Raw genomic sequence first — 23,083 nt, 5'->3', positions numbered from 1 at the left:
CGGTTAAGTTCCAGGTGTGGTCGTGGAACAAGATGGCTGGGCGGACCCGCTTCCGGTGGCAAGGCTGGCAGGATAGGTTGCGCGGACGCACCGCGCGCATGGGGAGAAAAATGGCGGATTTCACGCTCTACATAGGCAACAAATGCTTCTCCTCGTGGTCGCTGCGGCCATGGGTGGCGATGAGGCATCTGGAGATCCCGTTCGAGGAAGGTTTTGTGCGGCTGCGTACGCCCGAGACCTTTGCCAATCTGGCGAAAGTGTCGCCGACCGGTCAGGTGCCCGTCCTGAATCACAAGCCGTTGCAGGGAGGAGGCAGGATCGTCTGGGAAACCCTTGCCATCCTTGAATATCTCGCTGACCTGTTTCCCGAGAAAAAGCTCTGGCCGACCGATATCGGCGCCCGTGCCCTGGCGCGCGCGGCGGCAACCGAGATGCATTCCGGTTTTCGCGAGGTGCGCTATGGCTGGCCGATGAATTTGCGGCGGCCGAAGGGGCACAAGCCGCTCGACGCCGAAGGGGAGGTGCAGCGGGCACGCATCGAGGCGCTGTGGCGTGAGTGCCGCGAGAAATACGGCAAGGGCGGTCCATTCCTGTTTGGCCACTTCACCGCGGCCGATGCCATGTACGCGCCGGTCGTCACCCGCTTCGACACGTATGGCGGCGAACTCGCGCCCGACACCAAGGCCTATGTCGACGCCGTGCTGGCAATGCCGGCGATGCGGCACTGGTATGCACAGGCGGCGGAGGAGCCATGGCCGGAGCCGGGGCCGGACGAATAGACCGAACAAAGGTCGGCAATAAGATTTCGCTCTGGAGGAGGATCGATGGCCAGCAACGAAGCACCACGTGAAGCCGCGACGACAAGGATCTTCCATTGCCGGCTGATCCCACCGCGGCCAGACTTCGCCTTCACCATGACGGACGAGGAGAGGGAGCTGATGAGCCGGCATGCCGACTATTTGCGCGCCAAGCTGTGCGAGGGCACCATGATCTTGGCTGGCCCGGTCGCCGATCCGGCCGGCCCTTGGGGCCTGCTGATCCTGCGTGCCGGCAGCGAGGCCGAGGCAAAGGCGGTGACCGATGGCGATCCAGTGGCAAGGTCAGGCCGCGGCTTCCGCTACGAGATTCTGCCGATGATCAGCACGATTATGTAGGCAACACCGCGAGCTAACGGCCCGGCTCCGGCCATAGCGCCTCGAGCAGCTCAGGCACAAATAAGAACGCCCCTCGCACCGGTTATTGTGCGGGAGGCGTCCTTTTGTCAGCATCCCTGAGACTGCTCTCTGAAATTGCTGACCCAAAGAAATGCGCTGGCGTGGGATTGGTTCCAGGGTTGTGTGGTTTTTTGCGGGAGGCTGGTCTTTCTGCCTTTCATCAGTTGAGGCTCTATTCGCGTGACAACCTGAAATTGAATCTGGGCTTTTGGAAAACCAGAAATTGACTCGGCGGCAAAAGCAGTCTAGAAGAACTATGTCGATATTTGTTTGACTGACTTTTGTTATCCGCGCACGCATGCGCGCCTTTGACGAACTTCCCCATCAAAAATCGAGACAAAAATCGCTGTGCAGTCGCACCGCGATTACCGAATATTTGCCATGGAAAGGGTTCGTTTATGAGCACCGGCACAGTTAAATGGTTCAACGCCACCAAAGGTTTTGGTTTTATTCAGCCTGACGACGGCTCGGCCGACGTTTTCGTCCACATCTCGGCCGTAGAGCGCGCCGGCATGCGCGACATCGTCGAGGGCCAGAAGCTCGGTTACGAGATGGTCCGCGACAACAAGTCGGGCAAGATGTCCGCCGACCAGTTGAAGGCGGCCTGAAGAACGAATTCAGCCCTCCCGGTGACCACGGATGTACTGGCACTGGTGAAGGGCGAATTCTGGCGCGTGGTCTTGGAAACCTGAGTTTCCAAGACACATCATGCGCATGAGGGGTTTGCCTTGTGCATCCAAAAAGGGTGCGCGGCGCTCCAGGGAAGGTCAGGCGGTGCCTGGCCTTTTTCATTTTACGCTTGCTGCCACCGAAAATGCGCTGCGCATCGGGCCGAACGTGCTAAGGGACGCCTTAGCAATTTTGAACCCGATGCCGTGTTGCTTTGTGCGTGGTCCAGACCGAAGACCCGGTCTCGCCCTATCGGCACCAGGCTCCTGACAGGAGAAAGATTTTGACCGCCCATTCGAAGACCGCCGCCGATCCGGCGGTGTCGCTGTTCAGCAAGACGCAAACCCAGTCGATGTCGCTCAATCGCATCCTATCCGAGCGCGATGCCGTCAGCGAGGCGCGGGAAGCCAAGACCGCCCGCTTGCGCGAACTGCGCCTGGAAAAGGAAGCGGAAGAGATGGCGGCAGCCGCTGCACTCGCGGCGCAGCCGAAACGAGCCGGAAAACGCTGATGGCCACCAAGCGCGTACCGCCAACGCCGATCGCAGCCGATGCGACCATCGCCGACATGGTCGAAACCCTGGACAAGCCGGTCGAATATGTTCGCCGTGTGCTGGAGAAGCTCGAACGCTGCAAGCGTGCCCATGGCGATGCCCAGGTGCGCGTCGGCGTGCGCGGCCGCGCCGAGGCCCCGAACTACCTGATCGAATACGTTCGCGAGGACAAGAAGACCCTGGAGCGGGTCACCTATCAGGATGCCGCCTATAGCGGCAGCACGCATCGCGAACTGGCGCCGCATCACATTGCGGAAGCCAGGAACTGGTCGCCCGAGGAAATGAACATCACGGCGGTTTCGGCGCTGATCGGCCGCTTGCGCAATCCGCGCGCCCCATCATCGCGTTTCGCCGACGAGGACTGACATGGCCATCAAATTCTCCGCCAAGGACCAGCCGGTAGCACCGGCTCCCGCAGCAAAGCCGGCCAAGCCGGCGGCCGCGAAAGCCAGCGAAGCCGCCGACCCCGCGACCGATCTGTTCAAGTCACCGGTCGAATCGCCGGCGCGCAAGACAGGCAAGAAGAAATAGCGCCTTGCCGCGGGACGCCGATCGCAATCCTGCCGCGCCGGGCCTGCTCGCCCTCGTCGCTGCCGCAAGCCTTTCCTCACAACGCGACGCCGCACCGCTCTTCGACTGCCAGAGCTGCGGCGCGTGCTGTTCCTATTCGGCCGAGTGGCCGCGCTTCTCCACCGAGGACGATGCGCAGCTCGACCGCATCCCTGAAAAATATGTAGCCCTCGACCTGTCCGGCATGCGCTGTGAGGGCGTGCGCTGTTCGGCCCTGACCGGCGAAGTCGGCAAGTCGACCGCTTGCGGCATCTATGAAACGCGGCCGGATGTGTGCCGTGCCTGCATGCCTGGCGACGAGGAGTGCCTGATGGCAAGGGCCGCGCACGGGCTGGCGGTGGGGTAGTTCCATCCCCCGCTTTGCGGCGCAAGGAAACGCCAATCACCGCCGCTTGCCTCACCTTGCGCCACCCGATAGCTTCCATGTCGGGCAGGCCATGGAGAAACCATCGTGAGCATCGAGTTTCTGTTGACGTCGCTGATCGTCGTGGCCTCGCCCGGGACCGGCGTTCTCTACACGCTGAGCGCCGGACTTTCGCGCGGTGCGCGGGCTTCGATCATTGCCGCCTTCGGCTGCACGCTTGGCATCATCCCGCACATGGCCGCCGCCATCACCGGCCTTGCGGCGCTGCTGCACACCAGCGCGGTCGCCTTCGAGACGCTGAAATATCTCGGCGTCGCCTATTTGCTCTATATGGCCTGGAACACGCTGAAGGAGAAGGGCGGCCTCAGCGTCGAGGACAATGTCGCGCCGCGCTCGGCCGGCAAGGTGATTGCCACCGGCATCCTCGTCAACGTGCTCAACCCGAAACTGTCGATCTTCTTCTTCGCCTTCCTGCCGCAATTCGTCAGCACCACCGAGCCCAATGCGCTGTCGAAGATGCTGGAGCTCAGCTCCGTCTTCATGCTTTTGACCTTCGTGGTTTTCGTCGGCTACGGCATCTTCGCCGCTTCGATCCGGAGCCATGTCGCCTCGCGGCCAATGGTGCTGACCTGGATGCGGCGAACCTTCGCCGGTGCGTTTGTCATGCTCGGCGCCAAGCTGGCATTGGCTGATCGGTAGCTGCGACCGGCCAACTATCCCTTCACATAGCCCATCGCCTCGACGATGCGTCCGTCCTCTACACGCATCAGATTGACGCCGCGGACGGAGTTGCCGTCGGCCATCCAGTAGCGCCAGCGGATGGTCGCCCGGTCGCCGGCGACAAAGGTCTCCTCGAGGTCGAAGCGCGTGTCCGGCTGGGTGGCGATCGCCGACCACAGCTGGACGCAGGCTTGCCGTCCCGCATGACGGGCGCCATCCGGCGCCGGCGCGGTGTTTTCGATGACGCACTCTTCGGCAATCAGTTCGGGAAGTGCGGACGGGTCGTGCAGCTGAAACACATCGTTGAAGCGCCGTATGATCTCGGCCGTCTGTCCGGAGCGGTCGTCTGGATGGGGGGTGATAATGCTGTCCTTCATCTCGTCCTCCTGATGTTACTGTGCCGTGGTCGCGATGAGCTCGGCCTTGAGCGTGATGGAGGCCACGCCAGCCAGGGCGCGCGAAACAAGGCATGTCGTTTTCGCTCTCTCCGCGAGGTTCTGGAATTCATCCGGAGCAAGACCCGGAATCTCGGCTTGCGTCTCAAGCTCGATGTGGGTGATCGTCGGTCCCGCGGCGGTTGCGCCGAGATGCACCTTGGCGACGGTGCTGATGCTCGTCGGTATATGCTGGGCTGTGCCCAGTATGGCGCTTAGGGCCATCGAGAAGCAGCCGGCATGCGCCGCGGCGATCAGCTCTTCCGGGTTGGTGCCTGGACCGTTCTCGAAACGCGACGGGAAGGAATAGGCGCCTTCGAAGACGCCGCTGCCGAGCCTCACCCTGCCTGAACCCTCTTTCAGCGTCCCTTGCCACTTCGCCGAGGCTTCGCGAATTGTCATTGCCGTTCTCCTTAGGTTTGAGACATTGACGGGTCAGGCGCCGTCGACGACCACCTTCCCGAAGACGTCGCCCTGCTGGAAATAGCGATAGGCATCGCGGGCCTCGGTGAAGGCAAAGACCTTGTCGATGACGGGCCGCAGGCGGTGCTGCGAAACAGCGCGCAGCATGGCTTCGAGATTGCTCCGGTTGCCGACGAAGAGGCGGCTGATGGTGGCGAGGCTGCGCTGGTAGAGTGCCGCCGGGATTTGGATCGATCCGCCTTTCGCATCCTGCAGCGTGAGCAGCACGATGTGTCCGTAAAGCGTGCTGGCGATCAGCGACTGCGCGAAGGTCGCCGGGCCACCGGTCTCGACGACGAGATCGATGCCGCCGGTCTGGTCACGGACGGCCGCGCCCCATTCGGCCATATCCGACGTCGAGATCACAAGGTCGGCGCCCAGCGCCCGTAACCTGTCGGCTTTCTCTGCGCGCGAGGTGACGGCGGCGACGCGGCAGCCGAGCAGCTTGGCGAACTGCAGTGCGAAGAGCGAGACGCCGCCCGAACCGATGACCAGAACCCATTGGCCGGGCTTGGGAATTCCGGCACTCGTCACCGCGTTCCAGGCGGTCACGCCGGCGCAGCTCAGCGTCGCCGCCTCATGCCATTCGAGATGATCGGGCAGGCGCGCCGCCCATTGTTCGTCGAGAACCGCGTATTCCGCCAACATGCCGTCCAGCGTGCAGCCGAGCTGGTCGATGAGCTCGGCGTTGATACGGCCGTCGATCCAGCGGGCGAAATAGCTGCCGGTGACACGGTCACCGACGGCGAAGCGGGTGACGGTATCGCCGATGGCGACAACGTCACCAGCCCCGTCGCTCAGGGGGACGATGCCCTGGCGCGGCGTAAGCGGATAGGTGCCGTTGAGGATCATCGTGTCGCGGCGGTTCAGCGAGGCGGCACGGACGCGGACCACGATTTCATGCGGTTTCGGCCGAGGCTCTGGCTCGTCGCGCATCACCAGGCATTCGGTTCCGCCCAACCCGTCAAGACGATAGCTGCGCATGGTGTTGCCTCCAATATGTAGACTGATCTACATATTATGTAGACCGATTGTCATATTCGATGCAAGGCCTATAATGATCGCTGCTGACAGAGGTTGACATGGCGAACGACACCCGCACCCGCATACTCGACACGACCGCGCTGCTGCTGCGGCAGCGCGGCTATCACGGCACCTCGCTTAACGACATATTGAGCGCCAGCGGCGCGCCGCGCGGTTCGCTCTACTTCCATTTTCCGGGCGGCAAGGACCAACTGGTGATCGACGTGACGCGTGACAGTGTTGCCGGGGTGACGGCGAGGCTGGGCGAAGCGCTGGCGGCCGAAAGGGATCCGGCGGTGGCGGTCCATCATATCTACCAGGCGGTGGGGCGCATGCTGGAAGACAACCAGTTTTCGCTCGGCTGTCCGATCGCGCCTGTCGTGCTGGACTCACCGACCGACGTGCCGGAGCTGGCGGATTTGTGCCGCGCGGCCTTCGAGCAGTGGATAGGCCTGTTGCGTGAGGCCTTCGTCAGGGCCGGAGTGCCCCAACGCCGCGCCCACGCTCTGGCGCTGCTGGTTGAATCGTCGCTGGAAGGGCTGATGGTGATCGCCCGCGCCACCCGAGACCGCGCCCCGCTACAGGCGGTGGCGGACGAGGTCGCGGCGCTGATCGAAGCCGCGGTGCTTGCCGGCGAGGCACGGCAGCGCGCGGAGGCCGGTGTCTGAAGTCAAGCCCCCTGGTTCGGGAAGCAGGCGCTGGCGCTGAGGTTCGGGCCGTTCGCCAGCGACGTCAGGAAGGCCGGTAGCACGGTCGTGAAGTTGTAGGAAACCTGGACGCTCGAAAAGCCGGACAGGCCCGAGCAGGTGGTGTTGTTGCTGACGGCGATGTTGGCGTTGCTGAGCACGATGCCGTCGGTTGCCGCCCTGCTGCTGATATAGCTGATGGCGCTGGCGGCGTTGTAGACGCCGTTCTGCGTGCATCCGCTCTGCAGCACGCCGACGCAACGCGCCCCTGCCGCGGCGATCTCATTCAGCACATGCTGGGCCCAGTACATGCGGCCGAACTCGAACGTGCCCATCAGCACCATCAGCAACGGTACAGACAGCAAGGCGAACTCAACGGCGTTGGCACCGGATTTGTCGCGCAGGAAGGATCGGCGACGGCTCATTGCGGTTGCACCACGGCCTTGACGGTGATGTTGCCGTTGCTGACGATGCCGAAGCCGCCGAAAAGCGGCGTATAGGGCTTGCTGGCCGTGATCGTTACGAATTTCCCGGCAATGCCGCCGCCACTGCAGATGCTGCCGCATGCCATCGGGGTGCTCCAGGCCACGGCCCCTGAGCTGCCTGGGCAATAGCAGAGATCGGCATTGGCGGCCGTGCCGCTCTGGGTGGCCGTGGACGTGGTGGCGTTATAGGCAAGTGCCGCACCGTTGTTGATGACGACCTGAATGCTGCCGCCATTGCCGCTCAGGCCGCTGGTGACCACCGTCGCAATGTTGCCGGCCAGCGCGCCGCCGCCGGTGGAATTGACCTTGTCGCCATTGAGCAGCGCATAGTTCGAACCAGCCGAAAGCGCCGAGCTCAGTTCGAATTTGGCCTTCAATGAGCCGCCTATGTCGACGGTTCCGGCCAGGATGACCAGCAGCACGGGGCTGACCAAAGCGAACTCGACCGCCGACACGCCGGCTTTCTGGCGCCGCAGGAAGTCAGTGAACGCGAAGCGCCAGCTGGCCAACAAGCCGGGGTCGGGGCGTGACTGCTGTCTCATTGCACGAGGCTCACCTTGCTGCTGCCACCGGCACTCGAGGCGGCAATGCATTCCGATGCAGCCGTAGTGCCGCCCGACAGCGTGATGCGTGAGCCGATCATCTGCAGACACTTGCTCGGGTCGGTGTTCGACCCCAGCACGCTCGATCCGCCATTCATGATGATCGGGCCGTAGGGAAAATAGAATGCGCCCGATATCTGGGCGTTGGAGCCGCCTTCGGCGAAGGTCGCGCCGCCGGTGTTGGAACTGCCGGTGGGGCCGATCACCGCCAGCTTCGCCGTCGCTCCCGACTGGGGTGCGGTGAGCACGATGTTGCTGTAGCCGGCGGCCACGCAGAAGACATAGCCGTTGCAACTTCCCGAACTGGATTTGGCCTTGCCCGACAGGACAAGCGTCACATTGGCGCCGCTGACGCTGATCGTGCTGCCGTTGCAGTTGGCGCTGCCGCCGCCATTGCCGCCCAGTGCGAAATAGCCATCCACGGTGTAGACACCGGCGCCGAGCAGGATGGCGCCCGAGCCGATGAAGTTGCCGGCGATGTCATGCTGCGCCGCGGCCGGCACCACAAAGCAACTGCCGCCGCCGCCGCCATTCACATTGCCGACGACCTGGAAAACGCTGCTGGCGCCAGTCGCATCGGCCATGATCGTTGTCGAACCGCCGCCGAGCGTGATCGCGTCGCCATTGCTGCCTGGCCCGATCTTGTAGGAATTGGTCGTGCCCGAGCCGAAGGTGAGCGTTCCGGTGTTGGTATAGCCGCCGGGGAGCTCGAAGGTGCTCGGTCCGCCGAAGGTCAAGGTGGAGGTGTTGCAGATGCTGACTTGCCCCGAGCCATTGCAGGTGTTGTCGCTGCGGCCGATCTTGAAGGTGCCGGCGCCGAATGTCGTGGTGGCACCGCCGCCGGTTGTCAGCCCCTTCGCGAAGTTGAAACTGCCGGCGCCGAAGGTGGTTGTTCCGCCTGTTGTCACCTGCTTGCCGAAATTGTAGGTGCCGGTCCCGAACGTGGTGGTTCCGGCCGTGGTGAGGGTCTTGGCGAAGTTGTAGGTGCCTGGCCCGAAATTGGTGGTGGCGCTGGTCGTGAGATCGCCGGCGATATTGTAAACCGTCGTTGCCGCGCCGCTTGTGGCGAAGTTGAGGTTGATGCCGCCGCCGATGGTGATGGTGCCTAGGTTGACCGTGGTCTTGCTGCCGCAGTTCAGCGTCCATGTCGACGACGACGATGCCCAACTGGCGGTGCAGCCGAGCGCGTTCGCCTGGCCTTGGGTCGGGCCTGTGTTCCAGCCGAAGTCGATGTTGTTGCCGTTGGGAGTGGTGGGCGCTGTTGGCGCGGCCGTCGTCGAAAGCGCGGCAACCGTTGCAATACGGGCCACGGCGGCCGTGACCGCGGCATTGCCGGCGAGCGGGTCGGGGGTGGATTTCTTGGTGATCACCGCGGTCGCCCCGCCTGGGCCGGTGATGCCGCTGCACGGCTGGCTCGGTGCGGCGGCGGAATTGTAGTTGACGCCGAGCGCCGAAATGCTGGTGCCGCAGGGGACGGTCACCGTGTTGTTGGAAGAGACGGTACACTTCTGCGCCGAGATCGAAGTGCCGCCGCTCAGCGTCAGACCGGTCTGTGTGCCGTCGAGCGCGAGCATGCATCCGGGCGTTTGCGGCTGCGCGCCAAGCTCGGCCACCGAATTGGCATAGATCTGCAACTGCTGGCGATCGTTGAGAACGCGTGCCAGGAACAGCGTCCTGTAGGTGTTGATCGACACCGAAACGGCGTTGACACCGGTCGTCTTCGGGGAGGCGACCAGGTTGACCTGTACATTGGCGGCAGGAACGCCGTTGAGCACCGCGACGCCGACGGCGGTGGCCGTCATCTGCGAGGTGGACTTGTTCACGTTATAGGCGAGGGCGCCCGCATAGGCCGACAGGTCGGCGACTCGCTGATTATCGGCCCGCTCGACGAGTGCTGCGCCATATTCGGTCACCAGGGCGGCCATGCCGATCAGGACCGGCATCACCAGTGCCGAGATGATCAGCACGTTGCCGTCGCGGTTCCGCAAAAATCGCCGGAAAATTTGCATCGATGGGTACCCGACACGCCACACGCAGGAGCAACCTCGCCGTGCTCCCGCCCTTTAGTAATCGCGAATGTGTTAAAGAATATTGTCTGACAAATTTACCTAGCGCCGTCAAAGCGTAGTTAAGCCTTTGATTTTTCTGGAGAACTGCTCGAGAATGAGAGGGTTGCGCCGTCTAGCGGTGCGGACCTCGATGGTCGCTATCGTTGCAGGAAGCAATGAAAAAAGGGCGGCATCGCTGCCGCCCTTTCCGTATGCATAATGAGCCAGGTGGCCTGGATTAGAAATCCATGCCGCCACTCAAGCCCGCTTGCGGGCTTGAGCAATGTTAGTTCATGGGCGTGCTTTATGGGCTTCTTAGAAATCCATGCCGCCCATGCCGCCCATGCCGCCGCCGCCCATGCCGCCAGGCATGCCGCCGCCAGCCGACTCCTTCTTCGGAGCCTCCGCGATCATGGCTTCGGTGGTGACGAGCAGGCCGGCGACCGAGGCCGCGTCCTGGAGAGCCGTGCGCACGACCTTGACCGGATCGACGATACCCATGGCGATCATGTCGCCATATTCGCCGGTCTGGGCGTTGTAGCCGAAGGTCGCGCCCTTGTTCTCAAGGATTTTGCCGGCAACGATCGATGCTTCCGCACCGGCGTTCGAGGCGATCTGGCGAGCCGGAGCCTGCAGAGCGCGACGCACGATGTTGATGCCAGCAGCCTGGTCGGCATTGGCGCCGGCAGCCTTGATGTTGGCCGAAGCGCGCAGCAGGGCCACGCCACCGCCGGCAACAATGCCTTCTTCCACGGCCGCGCGGGTCGCGTTCAGCGCATCGTCAACGCGGTCCTTCTTTTCCTTGACTTCGACTTCCGTCGCACCGCCGACGCGGATCACCGCAACGCCGCCCGCGAGCTTCGCGAGACGTTCCTGCAGCTTCTCCTTGTCGTAGTCCGAAGTGGTCTCTTCGATCTGCTGCTTGATCTGAGCAACGCGGCCCTGGATCTCGGCCTTCTTGCCGGCGCCGTCGACGATGGTGGTGTTCTCCTTGGAGATCGACACCTTCTTGGCGCGGCCGAGCATGTTGAGGCCGACATTCTCGAGCTTGATGCCGAGGTCTTCCGAGATGACCTGGCCACCGGTGAGGATGGCGATGTCTTCCAGCATGGCCTTGCGGCGATCACCGAAGCCCGGAGCCTTGACGGCGGCGATCTTCAGGCCGCCACGCAGCTTGTTGACGACCAGCGTGGCCAGGGCCTCGCCTTCGACGTCTTCCGAGATGATGAGCAGCGGCTTGGAGGTCTGCACGACGGCTTCGAGAACCGGCAGCATCGCCTGCAGGTTGGAGAGCTTCTTCTCGTGGAGCAGGATGTAGGCGTCCTCGAGATCGGCAACCATCTTGTCGGCGTTGGTGACGAAGTAGGGCGAGAGGTAGCCGCGGTCGAACTGCATGCCTTCGACGACTTCGAGTTCGGTCTCGGCGGTCTTGGCTTCCTCAACCGTGATGACGCCTTCGTTGCCTACCTTCTGCATCGCTTCTGCGATCATCTTGCCGACCGACTCGTCGCCATTGGCGGAGATCGTGCCGACCTGGGCAACTTCCTCGGAGGTCTTGATCTTCTTGGCAGCCTTGCCGAGCGCCGTGACGACTTCGCTGACGGCGAGGTCGATGCCGCGCTTCAGGTCCATCGGGTTCATGCCGGCGGCAACCGCCTTGTGGCCTTCCTGGACGATCGACTGCGCCAGAACGGTCGCGGTCGTGGTGCCGTCGCCGGCGATGTCGTTGGTCTTCGAAGCAACTTCGCGGACCATCTGCGCGCCCATGTTCTCGAACTTGTCCTCAAGCTCGATTTCCTTGGCGACGGTGACGCCGTCCTTGGTGATGCGCGGGGCGCCGAACGACTTGTCGATGACGACGTTGCGGCCCTTGGGGCCGAGCGTGACCTTCACCGCGTCGGCGAGGATGTTGACGCCGCGCAGCATGCGCTCACGGGCATCACGGGAGAATTTTACGTCTTTAGCAGCCATTTTTAGCTCCTGGCAGGGGCTTGGGATAAAGCCCGGAATTCAGTTGACGGTGAGGCCGATGATCAGCCGATGATGCCCATAATGTCGGATTCCTTCATGATCAGAAGGTCTTCGCCATTGAGCTTGACTTCGGTGCCCGACCACTTGCCGAACAGGATGCGGTCGCCAGCCTTGACGTCCAGGGGGACCAGCTTGCCGCTTTCGTCGCGCGCGCCAGAGCCGACGGCGATGATTTCGCCTTCCTGCGGCTTTTCCTTCGCCGTATCCGGGATGATGATCCCGCCGGCGGTCTTGGATTCGGATTCGACCCGGCGAACGACCACGCGGTCATGAAGCGGGCGGAACTTCGACTTTGCCATTTTTTCTTCCTCGAGTGAGAACGGTGAGAACAGTTCCTCCGTCCGGCGAAGCCGGACATATAGTTAGCACTCACCAAGGGCGAGTGCTAACGTGGGGCTGAAATAGGCCGCCGACCTGCGAGAGTCAAGGCGCGCGGCAGCCTCGAAAGGCGGTAATTTTTTCCATGGATTGGGGCTTAGAGAAACAACCGCAACTGCGTGTGGATGATCGACCGGTAATCCTCGACGGTTTGGCGGCTTTCCGCTTCGCCCTGAGCGAGCGCCAGGCGCACCACACCGCCGGCGAGCTGGAAGATCAAGAGAACCATGCGTTCGAACTGTTCATGCTTGCCCGGCTCGATCAAGGCGGTGACATGGTCGCAGAACATCTTGGCCTGATGCCGGGTTTCGGCGATGTCTAGATTCTTGAGCGCCTTGTCGGCCTGGATGGCGTTCTGCAGGTCCTGGATGGCCGGATCTCCGGCGACGCGGCCGAGGTAGTCGTCGAGCAACCGGTCGGCGGCGGCGATGACGTCCTTGGCTTTGCGGACATCGGCGAGGATATCAGTCAATCGCGCACGGCTCACCTCTGAAAATCGCTCATAGAGCATCGCCAGGATCGCCGACTTGTTGGGAAAGTAGTGATAGACGGTGGCGATCGGCCCGCCTGCCAACGCGCCGACTTCCTTCATGGTGACGGCGTCGATGCCCTTCTCGCCGATTAGCCGCATCGTCGTCGACAGGATGGCGTCGATGCGCTCGCGGCTGCGCTCCTGCTTGGGCTTGCGCCTCGGTTCGGTCGCTGTTCGCCTTACTTCCACCATGCACCGGTCTTTCGCACGAATTGCCAAATTCTGGTTGACAAAAAATATGATCAAGTATCAGTTTCTGAAATACTGACAGATTGTCAGCTTTTTTGCCGCGCGGCAAGGACGTTGGGAGGCGCCTTTGACTTCGACAAATGCCGGGCACACTGGCACTGGCGACTGGCTGGTCGGCAATCCGACCGGCGGGCAGCTTGCTTCGGCCCTGTGGATCGGCTCGGTCGGTCTGCTCATCCTAGGCCTGCAGCCAGTGCTGCTCGGCGCCCTTTACACCGAGGGACATGTCAGCGGCGACGAACTGGCGCTGGTCGCCACCGCCGAGATGATCGCCATCGCGATCGGTTCGGCGATCGTCGCGATGCTGCTGTCGGCCCGCAACATGCACTGGAAAAGCGCGGTGCTGCTGCTCCTGCTGGCGCTGGCGCATGTCTGGACGGCCTATGCCGCCGGCGCCAATGCGTTGATGGCGGCACGCGCCTTGGCCGGGCTTGCGGAAGGCGGGCTGGTCGCGGTCGCCACCGAATTGATCGCCCGTTCGCGGCGCGCCGAACGCATCGGCGGCTTTTTCGTCACCATGCAGACGCTGGCGCAATGCGCGCTTGCCCTGCTGCTGGCGCTCTATGTCATCCCGGCCGCCGGATCGGCTGGCGGCTTCCTCATTCTCGCGGTCGTCTGCGTCCTGTCGCTCATCGTCGCCTTCGTCGTCCCCGCTGACTACGCCGACCTGCCCAAGGACGAGAACCTGACCAATGTGCTGACGGCTCCCTCGATCACCGCGCTGTTGTGCGTCTTCTGCTATTTCATGTTCTTCGGCGCGGTCTGGGCGTTTCTGGAACCGCTTGGCACCCAATTCGGCATCGATGGCCGCACCGTCGGCCTGATCGTCTCGGCGAGCCTCGCGGCGCAGGTCTCGGGGGCGATGATGGCGACCGCGTTCGAAGCGCGCATCGACTACCGCCTTGCCGTTGCTGCGATCGGTGTGGTCGCGCTGGTCTGCTCGCTGGTTCTCGCCAGCGGACCCGACCTTATCACATTCTGGATGGCCGCCTTGGCCATGGGCTTCATCCTCCTGTTCATCGTGCCCTACCAGATCCGGCTGGCGATCACCGCCGACGAGACGCGCACCGCCGTGCTCTTGGTGCCGGCGGCACAGCTTTTTGGCCTGGCGATCGGGCCGATCGCGGCATCCTTGCTCATCGACGGCAAGGATTTTCGCCCGGTTCCGGAATTCGCCGCCGCCAGCGCCGTTGCCAGTGTCGCCTTGCTCGGCCTGTTCATCCTCGTGTCGCGGCGTCGCCGCGCCGTTGCCTGAGCGGAGGGCAGCATGTCGAACATCTGGAGCAACTGGTCGGGCTTTGTCACCGCTGAACCCCGGCTGATCGCAAGCCCCGCCGATGCGGGCGAACTCGGCGATCTCGTTCGCACCGCGCCCGGCCCAATCCGCGTCGTTGGCGCGGGACATTCCTTCACGCCGCTGGTCAAGTCGCAAGGCACCATCCTGTCCCTGGAGAGGCTGGAGGGGCTGGTCTCGCATGACGCGCAAAGGCATCGGGCACGCGTGAAGGCAGGGACGCGGCTTGGTCCGCTCATGCACATACTGCAGGGCATCGGCCAGGGCCTGCCCAATATGGGCGACATCGACCGCCAGGCGATCGGCGGCGCGCTGGGGACCGCTACCCATGGCTCGGGGCCGACGCTAGGCGCCTATCATACGCAATTGGAGACGGTGCAGATCGTCGACGGGCTTGGCAAGGTTCGCGACGTCACCAGGGCAGGGGATCAGGATATGATCCACGCCATAGGCGTCGCGCTCGGTGCGTTCGGTGTCTTGAGCGAAGTGACGCTGAACAACATCGCGACCTACCGGCTGCGGCGCCGCAAATGGGTGCTGCCGATCGGCGACATGCTGCGCGACTTCGAAAAGATGATGACCGCGCATCGCTCGGCCGAATTCTACTACATTCCGTTCTCTGGCTACGCGCAGTTTATCGCCAGCGACTTCAGCACCGAGGCGACCACCGCGCGCCCGACCGACGATGACGAAGGCTCCTTGCGCACGCTGCGCTGGCTGCGCACCGGGCTTGCCTGGCTGCCGTCACTGCGCCGCCGGCTGATCCTTGGCGCGGTCGCGAAAGTGCCGTCCGAGGATTATGTGCAGGACTGGCTCAACGTCTATGCCAGTGACCGCCAGACCAAGTTCAACGAGATGGAATATCACCTTCCGTTCGAGGAGGGGCCGAAGGCGCTGGCCGAAATCATCGAGCTGACCGAAAAACGCTTCCCCGAAGTCTATTTCCCGATGGAGGTGCGCAGCGTCGCGGCTGATCCGTTCTGGCTCTCGCCCTTCTACAACAGGCCGACCTGCTCGATCGCCATCCACCATGACGCCGCGAGCGATCCGCTGCCCTTCATGCAGGCGGCCGAGCCGATCTTCCGCAGATATGGCGGCAGGCCGCATTGGGGCAAGATGCACAGCCTGAAGGCGGCGGACTTCAAGAAGCTCTATCCGCGCTGGGACGACGCCATGGCGGTGCGCCGCGACATCGATCCGCAAAACCGCTTCGTCTCGCCTTACATGGCCGGCCTGTTCGGCATCGAGCCATGAGCGCCTATTTCGCGACGCTTTCGCAGGCGCTGAAGCAAGCCGGCATCTTCCAACCCTGCCTGCTGCTCGACCGCGACCGGCTGGACGGCAACATTGCGCTGGTGGGAGAGAGACTGGCGCCCGGCCTTGCCGTGCGGCTGGTCGACAAGTCGCTCGCTTGCCTGCCGCTGCTTGCGCATATCCGCAAGGCGCTTGGAACCGACCGCTTCATGACTTTCCATCCGCCGATCAGTGAGGCGGTGCTGAAGGCGTTTCCGGACGCGGGTCTCCTGTACGGCAAACCGATGCCAGTCGGGACGGCAAGGGCGGCACTGGTGAAGGGTGGCGCCGACTGGTCACGTGTCTGCTGGCTGATCGACAGTGATGAACGACTGGCGGAATATGGCGCTCTCGCGATCGAACTCGATATCGAGCTCCGCATTGCCTTCGAGATCGATGTCGGACTGCATCGCGGCGGCTTCGCCGAACCGGGGGCCTTGTCGCGGGCGCTGAAGCAGGTGTCGGTCCACAAAAAGCTGCGCTGCGAAGGCGTCATGGCCTATGAGGCGCATGCGCCGCACATTCCCGGCCTGTTCGGCGGGCCGGCCAAGGCGTTGGCGCACGCTTCGGAGCGGGCCTCCGCTTTCGTCGCGCGCCTCGGTCCGGACCAGCGCCGCATCCTGAACATTGGCGGCAGCAAGACCGCGCTGCTTCATCATGGCGTCATGGCCAATGAAGTGTCGATGGGGTCGGCCTTCGTGCTGCCCGGCGATTTCGACACAGCCGGCCTCGACGGCTTCCAGCCGGCCGCCTTCATCGCGACGCCGATCCTGAAAATTGTCGAGCCGATGCTGCCGGGCCCGCCGGCCGTTACCCGCCTGCTGCAGGCACTCGGCCGGTTCCCGCGCAAGGGCTGCTACCTCTATGGCGGCAAGTGGATGGCTGAGCCGGTCTTTCCCGACGGCATGAGGACGAATGGCCTGCTCGGCCTGTCGTCCAACCAGCAATTCATGGGTCTGCCGGCTGACACCACTGTGATGCCCGGCGATTATGCGTTCCTGCGGCCGACGCAGAGCGAGGCCGTGCTGCAGCAATTCGGGCCGATCGCGGTGCTTTCCCAGGGCAGGATCGTCGATCGCTGGCCGGTCTTGCCGATGATGTGATCACATCATATAGTTGACTCCGTCAAGTAAACGATTGATCCTGTGAAGGCAGGAGATGACCATGACGATTCACCATCAGCCCAACAACGAAGCGCCCAACAAGCACCTGATCGATGCGGTGCGGGCTTTCAACCGCTTCTACACCCGCCAGATCGGCCTGCTCGACGAAGGGCTGCTGCAAAGCGCCTTCTCGCTGACCGAGGCGCGTGTGCTTTACGAGCTGGCGCATCGCGACGGTTTGACCGCGACCGACCTGGGGCGCGATCTCGGTCTCGACGCCGGCTATGTCAGCCGTTTGCTGAAGAAGTTCGAACGCGATGACCTCATCTCCAGGTCGACGCTGGTTTCGGATGCCAGGCAATCCTCGATTGCGCTGACGCCGGCGGGCAGGAATGCCTTCGCGCCGCTGAACAAGGGTTCGCATGACCAGGTGGCCGCCTTGCTCGATCGGCTGCCCGCTTCGGAGCAGGACCGGCTGGTGAAGTCGATGCGGACGGTCCAGGCGCTGCTGGACGAAAGCGCCGAGCCGAAAATCCCCTATCTGCTGCGGCCGCTGCAGATCGGTGACATCGGCTGGATCACCCGCCGGCAAGGCCTGCTCTACGCGCAGGATTATGGCTGGGATGAAACCTACGAGGCGCTGGTCGCCGAAATCCTCGCGGCGTTCGTCAAATCCTTCGACCCGAAATGGGAGCGCAGCTGGATCGCCGAGCGCGATGGCGAGGTCGTCGGTTCGGTCTTCGTCGTGCGCAAGTCGCCCGAGGTGGCGAAGCTCAGATTGCTTTATGTCGAGCCTTCGGCACGCGGCCTTGGCATCGGCGCGCGTCTGGTCGATGAGTGCATCGCCTTCGCGCGGGCCAAGGGTTACAAGACGCTGACGCTTTGGACCAACGATATACTGGGCTCGGCGCGCCGCATCTACCAGGCCGCCGGCTTCAAACTGATCGATGAAGAGCGCCACCATTCCTTCGGCAAGGATCTGGTCGGTCAGACCTGGGATCTCGACCTCTAGCGAACGCCGTCCGGCACGACGCGCGGTTGTTGGCGCCTTGCGTCGATGATATGAAACGCGGGTCGAAAAGGACCCTTGAGCGGCACATGGTAAGCCCGCTCCCTTCCACAAGCTGGAAGCTCCGTTCCCATCCAATATGGGAACCCACGGCAAGCCCACGGCGTGCTTTACGCCCGGCTTGGCGTTCGGGGTCTTCGCTGATCGGCGTTCCTTCGTTTGCCAAGCGCCAACGAAGGAGAAGCAAAATGCCCATCATTCGCGTCGACACCGGCGTCATCACCCAGATCAATGTCTTCACCGTGCCTGAAGGCGGACAGCAGGCGCTGATCGACTTGCTGCGGGAGGCGGCAATGGGTTGCCGCGGCATTCCCGGCTGGATGTCCGCCAGCCTACACCGAAGTCTCGACGGCACGCGGGTCGTCAACTACGCCCAGGCGCGGGATCAGGCGGCCATGCAGCGGGTCTTCGAGCATCTGCGTAGCAACGGCTACGAGGTCGCTCTCACCGTGGAGTAGGCGAAGCGGCGGATCGTACCTTGGCCCATGCCAAGGTAAGATCTGCTCGATACCAGAGCAATTCCAGGAAAAGTGTGAAGCGGTTTTCCGTCCGGAATTGCTCCAAAACAAGAGTTAGAGCGGTTCGCCGTTTCCGTGAAACGGTGAAACGCTCTAGGACTTGACCGGTATCCAGATCTCCAGCCCGCCATTGCCGCTGCGCGGATCGAACTCCGGCCCATAGCGTTCGAATTCCGGCGCGTCCGCTATTTCGTGCCCGGAGGCCGGCAGCCATTTGTTCCAGATCGTGTTGACGGTGCGGCGGATGGTCGAAATGTGCTCGCGATGCGAAAACACCGCATATTTCTGCGCCGGTATGCGCACGCGGCTGAATTCCCTGGGAAGGTCGGAAAAGTCTGTGACCTCGACACCGGCGATGTAGTCGAAATTGCCGGCATCGTCGCCGTTGACGCAGACGCCATAGGCGACGTCACCGGTCTCGCCCGGAATGTTGCCGATATAGGGGCCGAAGCGCTGCCATTGCATGGGAATGGCGGCGCTGGTCTCGCAGCTGTAGCGTTCGCCCAGCCCCGCGATCAGGAACGGCCGGCTGGTCTCGAAGCGCGGTGGCTCGAGCTTGGCAAGAAAGGACTGGTCCATCAGGATCGGCTCCACGAGGTCGAGGGTCTTGGTCGAGCCTTGCGCGCGCACCAGCTCCGGCGTCGTGCCGAACTGGTCGCGGAAGGCCCGGGTGAAGGCCTCATGCGAGTTGTAGCCGGCATCGAGCGCCACCGAGAGGATGTCGGGCGCCCCGTCGGCCAGCCTGCGCGCCGCCTCGGTCAAGCGCCGTGCGCGCGCATAACCCATGACAGAGCGGCCGGTGGCGGCGCCGAAGGCGCGCGTCACATGAAAGCGCGACACGCCGCTGCTTGCCGCGACATCGTCGAGCGAGATCGCCTCCGGCAGATGGCTCTCGACAAACCACAGCGCTTTCTCGGTCGGGTTCATGGCTTCTCGCATTTGGCCGGACCATCTTGCCGCTTTCTTGCGTGACAATTTGATCGAAATTGCGCAGCGCGCGAATTTGGTCGAACAAAGCCATCGAATCGATTGCGCAAACGTTTCGATGACATTATGGTCCATCGAAATCCGCCAAAGCCAATGAGAGCGGACTGGAACGCATCATCAGGGAGGAGCGCTTGCCAGCACTCCATTTGAGTCGCCATGCCGACAATGGCTGAGGTCGCGCGCCGCGCCGGCGTATCGGTTTCGACCGTCTCGCATGTCATCAACCGCACCCGCTTCGTCTCGCCGGAGAAGGCCCGGCTCATCAACGACGCAATCGCCGCGATGGGCTACCAGCCCAACGAGCTGGCACGGTCGCTGAAAGTCGCCTCGACCAACAGCGTCGGCCTGGCGATCTCGGCGATTTCCAACCCTTATTTCACCGATATCATCTGTGCGGTGGAGGCCGAATGCGCGCGCCTCGGCCTCATGGTCTTCCTCTCCGACACGCAGGAGGACCCCGACCGCGAGCTTTCGGTGGTGCGCGCCTTCCACCAGCGTCGCGTCGACGGCGTAATCCTGGCGCCGTCGGGCGCGCCGCAGCGCGCCATCGATTACCTGGCCGAGAAGAAGCTGCCCTGCGTGCTCATCGATCGTTTCGCCGACGAGCGTTTCGACCAGATCGGTGTCGAGAACCAGTCATCGATGCGCGCGCTGATCGATCATGTCGCCGCCTTCGGCCACAAGCGCATCGGCTACATCGCCGGCCAGCCGGGTCTGGCGACGACCCGCGAACGCGTCGAGGCCTTTCGCGCCTCGCTGGTCGCCAATGGACTTGAATGCCTGCCGCACTATGTCTCGCCGGAGAATGTCGACACGGCGAGCGCGACCGCAGCGACCCATGCGATCCTGTCTCTGCCATCGCCGCCCACCGCATTGGTCACGGGCAACAACATGACGACCATCGGGGCAGTTCGCGCCATCCGCGAGAGGGGGCTCTCTATCCCCGGCGACCTGTCGCTCGCCGGCTTCGACGACTTCGAATGGGCCGATTGCTTCGAGCCGCGGCTGACACTGGTCGCGCAACCTTGCACCGAGATCGGACGGCAGGCGGCCGCCCTGCTGTGCGCTCGCATTGCATCGACCGACCTGGAGCCGCAGGCGGTGCGGCTGCGGGCGGCGCTGCAGGTGCGGGAGTCCTGCGCGAGGCCGGCCCCCCATGAGGTCAGCCCCATGAGGTCGGCATGAGCGCGCCGCTGCTTTCCGTCACCGGTGCGGTCAAGCGCTTCGGCGGCGTCCAGGCGCTGCGCGGCGTCGACTTCGACCTCAAGGCGGGCGAGATCCATGCGTTGCTTGGCGAAAACGGCGCCGGTAAATCGACGCTGATGAACCTGTTGTCGGGCGTCTACACGCCGGACGAGGGCACCATCCACATCGACGGCAAGCAGGTAGCCTTCAACAACCCGCGCGAGGCGCAGGCGGCCGGCATCGCCACCATCTTCCAGGAACTCGACCTGGTGCCGACACTCGACGTCGCCGCCAACCTTTTCCTTGGCCGCGAGTTGATGCGGCCCGGTGGTTTCCTCGACGTGCCGGCAATGCGCAGCGAGGCGCGCAAGCGTCTCGAAGCCATCGAATTGGCCATCGATCCGGCCAGCATGGTGGCGAACCTGTCGATCGGCCAGCGCCAGGTCGTGGCCATCGTCAAGGCGCTGTCCTACGCCTCGCGCGTGCTGATCATGGACGAGCCGACGGCCGCACTCACGGTAGGTGAGGTCGACAGGCTGTTCGACATCATGCGCAAGCTCGCCGCCAGCGGCGTCGGCATCGTCTACATCTCGCATCGCCTCGAGGAGGTACCGCAGATCGCCGACCGGGTGACGGTCATGCGCGACGGTCGCGTCGCGGGCGTCACCGAGCCGCACGCGCCGCAGGCCGAACTGGTCCGGCTTCTGGTCGGCCGGCCGCTGGATGAGCTTTATCCCGAACGGTCGACGAAGGCCGGCAAGACACTGCTCAGCTTGCGTGATGCCAGCTTCAGGCTCGCCCATGAAAGCGCCGGCTGGCAGCCGCCGAGCGGCGTCTCGCTCGACGTCAAGGCGGGCGAGATCGTCGGGTTGGCCGGCATCATGGGGGCAGGGCGCACCGAACTGCTCAGCGCGCTCTATGGCACCGGCCTGTCCGGCCGTTGGGAAGGCGAGGTTGCTATAAATGGCCGGCCTGTAAGGCTGGATTCGATCAGGGCGGCCCGCGCGGCCGGCATCGCCTTCGTCACCGACGATCGGCGCGGCAGCGGGCTGATGCTCAGAATGGCGGTGGGCCTCAACCTGGTCATGTCGGTGATCCGCCGCATCTCGCCCTTCGGCCTGATGTCGCAGCGCCGCCAGGCGGATGCGGTGAAGCAGTCCTTCGGCCAGTTCGATATCAGGCCGAAGAATCCCGACATCGCCGTCGGCGCGCTGTCCGGCGGCAACCAGCAGAAGGTGGTGCTGGCCAAGGAGATTCTCGGCAATCCCCGGCTGCTGCTGCTCGACGAACCGACCCGCGGCGTCGATGTCGGTGCCAAGGGCGAGATCTACGCGCGGCTGAGGCAGTTGGCGGCGCAGGGGCTCGGAATATTGGTCGCGTCCAGCGAGATGCCGGAGCTCATCGGCCTGTGCGACCGGATCGTGGTGCTGCGCCAAGGGCGCAACGTGGCGGAATTCATCGGCGGCGTCGACGAGCACACGGTGCTTGACGCGGCAAATGGCAGGGAGGCCTGATGTCTGAACAGAAGATTTCGGTGACAGCGAGCCCCGCTGTGCCGGCGGCAGCGCCCAAGCATCGCGATCCGCTCGCCCTTGTGGTGCGCTTCCAGAGCCTGATCGGCCTGGTGGTGGTGGCGATCGGCGGCATCATCTTCTCGCCGCGCCGGCACGGCCAGATCCTGTTCCTCGATCCCGACAACATCGCCAACATCGTGCGCGCCGTGTCGGAAACCGGCATCATCGCCATTGGCATGACCTTCGTCATCATCACCGCCGGCATCGACCTGTCGGTTGGCGCGGTGCTCGGCCTGTCCAGCGTCGTCACCGCGTCGATGATGATCTCGGGTGGATTCGGGCTCATTCCCACCATCCTCGCCGTGCTCGTCATGGGCATCGTCTTCGGCGCCATCCAGGGCACTATCTCCACCCGCTTTCGGCTGGAGCCGTTCATCGTCACGCTTGCTGGCTTGCAGGCGGCGCGCGGCCTGGCGCTGGTCGTCTCGGGCAACCAGTACATCAACATTTCCTATGGCGACGGGCCGGGCCTGGCACCGCCTGTGTTTGCGATCCTCGGAGAGCGGCTGTTCAACAACACCGTGCCGGTCGCCACCATCGTCTTCATCGTCTTTGCCGCGATCGCAACGATCGTGCTCAACACGACGCGCTTCGGCCGCTATGTCTTTGCCGTTGGCGGCAACGAGCGCGCGGCGCGCATTTCCGGCGTGCCCGTTTCGATGGTGAAGATCTCGGTCTATGCCATCACCGGTTTTGCTTCGGCTCTGGCCGGCATCGTGCACGCCGGCCAGTTCAATTTCGGCAGCGCCAATGACGGCATGGGCTACGAACTGACAGCCATCGCCGCCGTGGTCATCGGCGGCACAAGCCTGTTTGGCGGCGCCGGCTCGATGGTCGGCACCGTGGCCGGCACCATCATGCTGGGCGCGCTCGCCAACATCCTGCAGCTCAACAACATCACGCCGGCAATGCAGTTACTCGCGACCGCCGCGATCATCGTGCTGGCGGCAGTGCTTCAATCCCTCGTTCGCCGCCGCGAGGGTTTGGGTCGTTAGGAGGAAGGCGGCAACAAAGTCGAAGTCAACCAAGGTCTGGCCCCC

Annotated in this window: 27 protein-coding genes; 17 read left to right on the top strand and 10 right to left on the bottom strand. The window is 63.6% G+C overall.

Translation table 11 applies throughout. The features are described from left to right. Nucleotides 1-110 precede the first annotated feature (110 nt). The 8 genes from D3242_RS18965 (at nucleotide 111) to D3242_RS18935 (ending at nucleotide 4,069) form a co-directional block, all read left to right on the top strand. On the top strand, nucleotides 111-779 hold the full coding sequence (locus D3242_RS18965) for a glutathione S-transferase family protein (RefSeq protein ID WP_064984870.1): 669 nt from the start codon (nucleotides 111-113) through the stop codon (nucleotides 777-779). Between the two features lie 45 nt (nucleotides 780-824). Then, nucleotides 825-1,154 carry a YciI family protein gene (locus tag D3242_RS18960; protein ID WP_019857420.1) on the top strand — a complete coding sequence of 110 codons (330 nt, stop codon included), beginning with the start codon at nucleotides 825-827 and terminating at the stop codon, nucleotides 1,152-1,154. Nucleotides 1,155-1,612: 458 nt separating this feature from the next. Beyond that, nucleotides 1,613-1,822: a cold-shock protein gene (locus tag D3242_RS18955; RefSeq protein WP_010915421.1), complete on the top strand. Its 210-nt coding sequence runs from the start codon at nucleotides 1,613-1,615 to the stop codon at nucleotides 1,820-1,822. A gap of 344 nt (nucleotides 1,823-2,166) precedes the next feature. Then, complete coding sequence (locus tag D3242_RS18950) at nucleotides 2,167-2,394, top strand: hypothetical protein (protein ID WP_027046702.1); 228 nt, start codon at nucleotides 2,167-2,169, stop codon at nucleotides 2,392-2,394. Then, complete coding sequence (locus tag D3242_RS18945) at nucleotides 2,394-2,801, top strand: hypothetical protein (protein ID WP_010915422.1); 408 nt, start codon at nucleotides 2,394-2,396, stop codon at nucleotides 2,799-2,801. Before D3242_RS18950 ends, D3242_RS18945 begins: the two co-directional genes overlap by 1 nt. Nucleotide 2,802: 1 nt before the next feature. Beyond that, nucleotides 2,803-2,967, top strand: coding sequence for a hypothetical protein (locus D3242_RS33555; protein ID WP_019857422.1), 165 nt, complete (start codon nucleotides 2,803-2,805; stop codon nucleotides 2,965-2,967). 4 nt (nucleotides 2,968-2,971) lie between these two features. Further along, nucleotides 2,972-3,352, top strand: a complete 381-nt coding sequence (locus D3242_RS18940; protein ID WP_019857423.1) for a YkgJ family cysteine cluster protein — start codon at nucleotides 2,972-2,974, stop codon at nucleotides 3,350-3,352. A gap of 105 nt (nucleotides 3,353-3,457) precedes the next feature. Beyond that, entirely contained in the window at nucleotides 3,458-4,069 is a 612-nt protein-coding gene (locus D3242_RS18935; protein ID WP_019857424.1) for a LysE family translocator, read from the top strand. 14 nt (nucleotides 4,070-4,083) lie between these two features. Here D3242_RS18935 and D3242_RS18930 read toward each other — a convergent pair whose 3' ends face one another. Genes D3242_RS18930 through D3242_RS18920 form a run of 3 tightly spaced genes read right to left on the bottom strand, consistent with a single transcriptional unit; the run spans nucleotide 4,084 to nucleotide 5,970 of the window. Continuing rightward, nucleotides 4,084-4,467, bottom strand: coding sequence for a nuclear transport factor 2 family protein (locus D3242_RS18930; RefSeq protein WP_019857425.1), 384 nt, complete (start codon nucleotides 4,465-4,467; stop codon nucleotides 4,084-4,086). A 15-nt stretch (nucleotides 4,468-4,482) separates the two neighbouring features. Next, nucleotides 4,483-4,926 (bottom strand): OsmC family protein, encoded by a 444-nt coding sequence (locus D3242_RS18925; protein ID WP_064984868.1) that lies wholly within the window; start codon nucleotides 4,924-4,926, stop codon nucleotides 4,483-4,485. 33 nt (nucleotides 4,927-4,959) lie between these two features. Next, complete coding sequence (locus D3242_RS18920) at nucleotides 4,960-5,970, bottom strand: zinc-dependent alcohol dehydrogenase family protein (RefSeq protein ID WP_064984866.1); 1,011 nt, start codon at nucleotides 5,968-5,970, stop codon at nucleotides 4,960-4,962. Nucleotides 5,971-6,068: 98 nt separating this feature from the next. On the opposite strand from D3242_RS18920, the gene D3242_RS18915 reads away from it, so the two are divergent. Next, nucleotides 6,069-6,677, top strand: coding sequence for a TetR/AcrR family transcriptional regulator (locus D3242_RS18915; protein WP_064984865.1), 609 nt, complete (start codon nucleotides 6,069-6,071; stop codon nucleotides 6,675-6,677). 2 nt (nucleotides 6,678-6,679) lie between these two features. On the opposite strand, the gene D3242_RS18910 is transcribed toward D3242_RS18915, so the two are convergent. The 6 genes from D3242_RS18910 to D3242_RS18885 all read right to left on the bottom strand — a co-directional run bounded on the left by D3242_RS18910 (nucleotide 6,680) and on the right by D3242_RS18885 (nucleotide 12,963). Next, entirely contained in the window at nucleotides 6,680-7,120 is a 441-nt protein-coding gene (locus D3242_RS18910) for a TadE/TadG family type IV pilus assembly protein (RefSeq protein WP_064984863.1), read from the bottom strand. Continuing rightward, the gene (locus D3242_RS18905) at nucleotides 7,117-7,722 is read right to left on the bottom strand and encodes a TadE/TadG family type IV pilus assembly protein (protein WP_063827325.1); all 606 of its coding nucleotides are present in this window, start codon (nucleotides 7,720-7,722) and stop codon (nucleotides 7,117-7,119) included. The genes D3242_RS18910 and D3242_RS18905 overlap by 4 nt, the downstream gene beginning before the upstream one ends. Further along, entirely contained in the window at nucleotides 7,719-9,791 is a 2,073-nt protein-coding gene (locus D3242_RS18900; protein ID WP_223217750.1) for a TadE/TadG family type IV pilus assembly protein, read from the bottom strand. The genes D3242_RS18905 and D3242_RS18900 overlap by 4 nt, the downstream gene beginning before the upstream one ends. Nucleotides 9,792-10,145: 354 nt before the next feature. Continuing rightward, the gene (gene groL, locus D3242_RS18895) at nucleotides 10,146-11,801 is read right to left on the bottom strand and encodes a chaperonin GroEL (RefSeq protein ID WP_019857432.1); all 1,656 of its coding nucleotides are present in this window, start codon (nucleotides 11,799-11,801) and stop codon (nucleotides 10,146-10,148) included. A gap of 62 nt (nucleotides 11,802-11,863) precedes the next feature. Next, complete coding sequence (gene groES / locus D3242_RS18890) at nucleotides 11,864-12,160, bottom strand: co-chaperone GroES (protein WP_010915433.1); 297 nt, start codon at nucleotides 12,158-12,160, stop codon at nucleotides 11,864-11,866. Between the two features lie 176 nt (nucleotides 12,161-12,336). After that, the gene (locus tag D3242_RS18885) at nucleotides 12,337-12,963 is read right to left on the bottom strand and encodes a TetR/AcrR family transcriptional regulator (RefSeq protein WP_019857433.1); all 627 of its coding nucleotides are present in this window, start codon (nucleotides 12,961-12,963) and stop codon (nucleotides 12,337-12,339) included. A gap of 124 nt (nucleotides 12,964-13,087) precedes the next feature. Between D3242_RS18885 and D3242_RS18880 the strand changes: the two genes are divergently transcribed. From D3242_RS18880 to D3242_RS18860, 5 genes are all read left to right on the top strand, one after another. Further along, nucleotides 13,088-14,275, top strand: coding sequence for an MFS transporter (locus D3242_RS18880; RefSeq protein WP_064984862.1), 1,188 nt, complete (start codon nucleotides 13,088-13,090; stop codon nucleotides 14,273-14,275). Between the two features lie 12 nt (nucleotides 14,276-14,287). Continuing rightward, on the top strand, nucleotides 14,288-15,568 hold the full coding sequence (locus tag D3242_RS18875) for a D-arabinono-1,4-lactone oxidase (RefSeq protein ID WP_064984860.1): 1,281 nt from the start codon (nucleotides 14,288-14,290) through the stop codon (nucleotides 15,566-15,568). Beyond that, nucleotides 15,565-16,710 carry a DSD1 family PLP-dependent enzyme gene (locus tag D3242_RS18870; protein WP_019857437.1) on the top strand — a complete coding sequence of 382 codons (1,146 nt, stop codon included), beginning with the start codon at nucleotides 15,565-15,567 and terminating at the stop codon, nucleotides 16,708-16,710. The genes D3242_RS18875 and D3242_RS18870 overlap by 4 nt, the downstream gene beginning before the upstream one ends. Before the next feature lie 61 nt (nucleotides 16,711-16,771). Beyond that, nucleotides 16,772-17,722, top strand: a complete 951-nt coding sequence (locus D3242_RS18865; protein WP_027046703.1) for a bifunctional helix-turn-helix transcriptional regulator/GNAT family N-acetyltransferase — start codon at nucleotides 16,772-16,774, stop codon at nucleotides 17,720-17,722. Nucleotides 17,723-17,967: 245 nt separating this feature from the next. Then, nucleotides 17,968-18,237 carry an antibiotic biosynthesis monooxygenase family protein gene (locus D3242_RS18860; RefSeq protein ID WP_064984859.1) on the top strand — a complete coding sequence of 90 codons (270 nt, stop codon included), beginning with the start codon at nucleotides 17,968-17,970 and terminating at the stop codon, nucleotides 18,235-18,237. A gap of 153 nt (nucleotides 18,238-18,390) precedes the next feature. Here D3242_RS18860 and D3242_RS18855 read toward each other — a convergent pair whose 3' ends face one another. After that, nucleotides 18,391-19,224 carry an AraC family transcriptional regulator gene (locus tag D3242_RS18855; protein WP_064985081.1) on the bottom strand — a complete coding sequence of 278 codons (834 nt, stop codon included), beginning with the start codon at nucleotides 19,222-19,224 and terminating at the stop codon, nucleotides 18,391-18,393. A 216-nt stretch (nucleotides 19,225-19,440) separates the two neighbouring features. On the opposite strand from D3242_RS18855, the gene D3242_RS18850 reads away from it, so the two are divergent. The 3 genes from D3242_RS18850 to D3242_RS18840 are packed head-to-tail and all read left to right on the top strand — an operon-like array spanning nucleotide 19,441 to nucleotide 23,038. Next, complete coding sequence (locus tag D3242_RS18850) at nucleotides 19,441-20,469, top strand: LacI family DNA-binding transcriptional regulator (protein WP_038646046.1); 1,029 nt, start codon at nucleotides 19,441-19,443, stop codon at nucleotides 20,467-20,469. Beyond that, nucleotides 20,466-21,983: a sugar ABC transporter ATP-binding protein gene (locus D3242_RS18845; protein ID WP_064984857.1), complete on the top strand. Its 1,518-nt coding sequence runs from the start codon at nucleotides 20,466-20,468 to the stop codon at nucleotides 21,981-21,983. Before D3242_RS18850 ends, D3242_RS18845 begins: the two co-directional genes overlap by 4 nt. Further along, nucleotides 21,983-23,038 (top strand): ABC transporter permease, encoded by a 1,056-nt coding sequence (locus D3242_RS18840; protein WP_019857445.1) that lies wholly within the window; start codon nucleotides 21,983-21,985, stop codon nucleotides 23,036-23,038. The genes D3242_RS18845 and D3242_RS18840 overlap by 1 nt, the downstream gene beginning before the upstream one ends. Nucleotides 23,039-23,083: the final 45 nt, after the last annotated feature.

It is taken from the genome of Mesorhizobium jarvisii (assembly GCF_003601985.1).
GTDB lineage: Bacteria > Pseudomonadota > Alphaproteobacteria > Rhizobiales > Rhizobiaceae > Mesorhizobium > Mesorhizobium jarvisii.
This window is presented reverse-complemented; position numbering and strand designations above follow the sequence as displayed.

Bases quoted from the DNA above. Each gene is read 5' to 3' on its own strand.
- D3242_RS18965 (WP_064984870.1), top strand. From the start codon at position 111: ATGGCGGATTTCACGCTCTACATAGGCAACAAATGCTTCTCCTCGTGG.
- D3242_RS18960 (WP_019857420.1), top strand. From the start codon at position 825: ATGGCCAGCAACGAAGCACCACGTGAAGCCGCGACGACAAGGATCTTC.
- D3242_RS18955 (WP_010915421.1), top strand. From the start codon at position 1,613: ATGAGCACCGGCACAGTTAAATGGTTCAACGCCACCAAAGGTTTTGGT.
- D3242_RS18945 (WP_010915422.1), top strand. From the start codon at position 2,394: ATGGCCACCAAGCGCGTACCGCCAACGCCGATCGCAGCCGATGCGACC.
- D3242_RS33555 (WP_019857422.1), top strand. From the start codon at position 2,803: ATGGCCATCAAATTCTCCGCCAAGGACCAGCCGGTAGCACCGGCTCCC.
- D3242_RS18930 (WP_019857425.1), bottom strand. From the start codon at position 4,467: ATGAAGGACAGCATTATCACCCCCCATCCAGACGACCGCTCCGGACAG.
- D3242_RS18925 (WP_064984868.1), bottom strand. From the start codon at position 4,926: ATGACAATTCGCGAAGCCTCGGCGAAGTGGCAAGGGACGCTGAAAGAG.
- D3242_RS18920 (WP_064984866.1), bottom strand. From the start codon at position 5,970: ATGCGCAGCTATCGTCTTGACGGGTTGGGCGGAACCGAATGCCTGGTG.
- D3242_RS18915 (WP_064984865.1), top strand. From the start codon at position 6,069: ATGGCGAACGACACCCGCACCCGCATACTCGACACGACCGCGCTGCTG.
- D3242_RS18910 (WP_064984863.1), bottom strand. From the start codon at position 7,120: ATGAGCCGTCGCCGATCCTTCCTGCGCGACAAATCCGGTGCCAACGCC.
- D3242_RS18905 (WP_063827325.1), bottom strand. From the start codon at position 7,722: ATGAGACAGCAGTCACGCCCCGACCCCGGCTTGTTGGCCAGCTGGCGC.
- D3242_RS18900 (WP_223217750.1), bottom strand. From the start codon at position 9,791: ATGCAAATTTTCCGGCGATTTTTGCGGAACCGCGACGGCAACGTGCTG.
- groL (WP_019857432.1), bottom strand. From the start codon at position 11,801: ATGGCTGCTAAAGACGTAAAATTCTCCCGTGATGCCCGTGAGCGCATG.
- groES (WP_010915433.1), bottom strand. From the start codon at position 12,160: ATGGCAAAGTCGAAGTTCCGCCCGCTTCATGACCGCGTGGTCGTTCGC.
- D3242_RS18885 (WP_019857433.1), bottom strand. From the start codon at position 12,963: ATGGTGGAAGTAAGGCGAACAGCGACCGAACCGAGGCGCAAGCCCAAG.
- D3242_RS18875 (WP_064984860.1), top strand. From the start codon at position 14,288: ATGTCGAACATCTGGAGCAACTGGTCGGGCTTTGTCACCGCTGAACCC.
- D3242_RS18870 (WP_019857437.1), top strand. From the start codon at position 15,565: ATGAGCGCCTATTTCGCGACGCTTTCGCAGGCGCTGAAGCAAGCCGGC.
- D3242_RS18865 (WP_027046703.1), top strand. From the start codon at position 16,772: ATGACGATTCACCATCAGCCCAACAACGAAGCGCCCAACAAGCACCTG.
- D3242_RS18860 (WP_064984859.1), top strand. From the start codon at position 17,968: ATGCCCATCATTCGCGTCGACACCGGCGTCATCACCCAGATCAATGTC.
- D3242_RS18855 (WP_064985081.1), bottom strand. From the start codon at position 19,224: ATGAACCCGACCGAGAAAGCGCTGTGGTTTGTCGAGAGCCATCTGCCG.
- D3242_RS18850 (WP_038646046.1), top strand. From the start codon at position 19,441: ATGCCGACAATGGCTGAGGTCGCGCGCCGCGCCGGCGTATCGGTTTCG.
- D3242_RS18845 (WP_064984857.1), top strand. From the start codon at position 20,466: ATGAGCGCGCCGCTGCTTTCCGTCACCGGTGCGGTCAAGCGCTTCGGC.
- D3242_RS18840 (WP_019857445.1), top strand. From the start codon at position 21,983: ATGTCTGAACAGAAGATTTCGGTGACAGCGAGCCCCGCTGTGCCGGCG.